This is a genomic window from Microcoleus sp. OTE_8_concoct_300, from assembly GCF_031383065.1.
Classification (GTDB): Bacteria; Cyanobacteriota; Cyanobacteriia; order Cyanobacteriales; family Microcoleaceae; genus Microcoleus.
Genome location: NZ_JANMZH010000430.1, coordinates 1 through 1,857 on the forward strand (window position 1 = coordinate 1; position 1,857 = coordinate 1,857).

The 1,857-nt window shown below is 44.6% G+C and carries 3 protein-coding genes; all 3 read left to right on the forward strand.

Annotated elements, in window-relative coordinates; translation table 11 throughout:
* On the forward strand, positions 1–592 hold a 592-nt coding region (locus ACUVJL_RS19855), incomplete at its 5' end, for an ATP phosphoribosyltransferase regulatory subunit (protein ID WP_445247410.1).
* 74 nt (positions 593–666) lie between these two features.
* Positions 667–894 carry an indolepyruvate ferredoxin oxidoreductase subunit alpha gene (locus ACUVJL_RS19860; protein ID WP_445247411.1) on the forward strand — a complete coding sequence of 76 codons (228 nt, stop codon included), beginning with the start codon at positions 667–669 and terminating at the stop codon, positions 892–894.
* A gap of 147 nt (positions 895–1,041) precedes the next feature.
* The gene (locus tag ACUVJL_RS19865) at positions 1,042–1,656 is read left to right on the forward strand and encodes a Uma2 family endonuclease (protein ID WP_445247412.1); all 615 of its coding nucleotides are present in this window, start codon (positions 1,042–1,044) and stop codon (positions 1,654–1,656) included.
* Positions 1,657–1,857: the final 201 nt, after the last annotated feature.

Here is a 1,857-nt window from a genome sequence, read left to right on the forward strand (position 1 = left end):
CCCAGAAGAGGTGTTGCCAATTGTTGCCAAACTAGATTTAGATTTGCCGCAGCAATCGGCGTTAAACAATCTCAAATCGGCGATCGAATTGCTGCACCAATGCCAGTCAAAAATTCCCAATCTAAAATCCCACATTCACCTCGATTTGAGTTTAATTCAAACATTTGACTACTACACTGGAATTGTGTTTGAAGTTGTCAGCAGCAGCAAGAGTGGACAGCGAGTTTTAGGACAAGGAGGACGCTACGACCAACTGTTGGGACTGTTCGATCCCCAAGGGCAAAATTCCCCCGGCATCGGGTTTTGTCTGAATATTGAAGATTTGCACCAAGTTTTGCTGACAGAGGGGCAATTGCCCACGGAGACGCCAGCCAGTGACTGGTTGGTTGTGGCTCAAACTCCTGAAGCTAGTGCCGCCGCGTTTGCTTACGCTCGCAAACTCCGAGAGTCTACTCACCTAGTTCGGGTAGAAATAGATTTGGAAAGTCGGGAGACGGAGGAGGCGGCGCGGGAATACGCGCGCGCGCGACGAATTGCTCAAATTGCGTGGGTAAATGCCGAAGGATTGCCAACAATTGAAACGGTAAATTAGGGTCTGTTTGAAACGTAATTCCTAATTACCAATTGCTAATTTCTCATCGAAAATCCAAAATCCAAAATTGAAATATGCCACATACTATCGTTACGAATATTTGCGAGGGAGTTGCTGATTGCGTCGGCGCTTGTCCGGTTGCTTGCATTCACCCCGGCCCCGGCAAAAATGTCAAGGGTACTGATTGGTTTTGGATTGATTTTGATACCTGCATTGACTGCGGCATTTGTTTGCAGGTGTGTCCTGTCGAAAAGGCGATCGTTCCAGATGAGCGGCCTGAGTTGCAGCAAACTCCCGCTTGATTGAATTAATTACATTCATCTGTAAGGTGCGCCATGCGCACCCTACATTTTTTTTTTGAACCACAGAGGGCGCAGAGGACACAGAGAAGAAGAGTGAGAAAGAGCTGAAAAATCTAACGTTTAGATATCTAAGTGAGGTAATTAATTATGTTAGTTTTAGATCCAAAAACTCTCGAACCTGCTACTGAACAGCGCATTATTTTATATGAGGTGAGTTGGGAGCAATACGAGCAACTTTCTGATATGTTTGTCGATGAATTCCCCAGGATGACTTACTTGGAAGGAACGTTAGAAATTATTATGACGACTTCGCCAGAACACGAAAGTCTCAAAAAAATTATTGCCCGGTTGATAGAAACCTATGCGGTGGAAAGGCTAATTAATCTCAACGGTTACGGAAATGCTACATTTCGCCGCGAAGTTGTGAGACGGGGTGCCGAACCAGATGAGTGTTACTGTTTAGGTTTACTTGCAGAAGTCCCGGATATTGTGATAGAAATTGCTCTGACTAGCGGCGGAGTTGACAAACTAGAAGTGTATCGCGGTTTGCAAGTTCCTGAAGTCTGGTTTTGGGCTAACGATCAATTTTCTATTTACCACTTGCGCGAGTCTGGTTATGAGTTAATTTCGAGCAGTGAATTTTTGCCGGAGTTAGACTTTTCTGTATTGAGTCAATATGTAGGATATGTTAACCAAACTGAAGCTGTTATTGCTTATAGAACTGTTTTGCAAACAGCTACAGGAACCTCAAATCAATTGTAAACACTTTCTCTTCCCTTCTCTTGTCTTGCTTCGTGTCCTTCGCGCCTTCGCGGTTCGTTAAAAAAAAGCCCGATCGCACTTTACAAAAAAATCTACAATAAAAACCCATGCAGCCGATCGCACTTTCCGACTCTCAAATTTTATCCATCCGCACCCACGCCGAAAGCACATATCCTGAAGAATGCTGCGGTTTGTTGCTCG

Excerpts from the sequence above, each read along its gene's own strand:
- ACUVJL_RS19860 (WP_445247411.1), top strand. The coding sequence starts at position 667 with ATGCCACATACTATCGTTACGAATATTTGCGAGGGAGTTGCTGATTGC.
- ACUVJL_RS19865 (WP_445247412.1), top strand. The coding sequence starts at position 1,042 with ATGTTAGTTTTAGATCCAAAAACTCTCGAACCTGCTACTGAACAGCGC.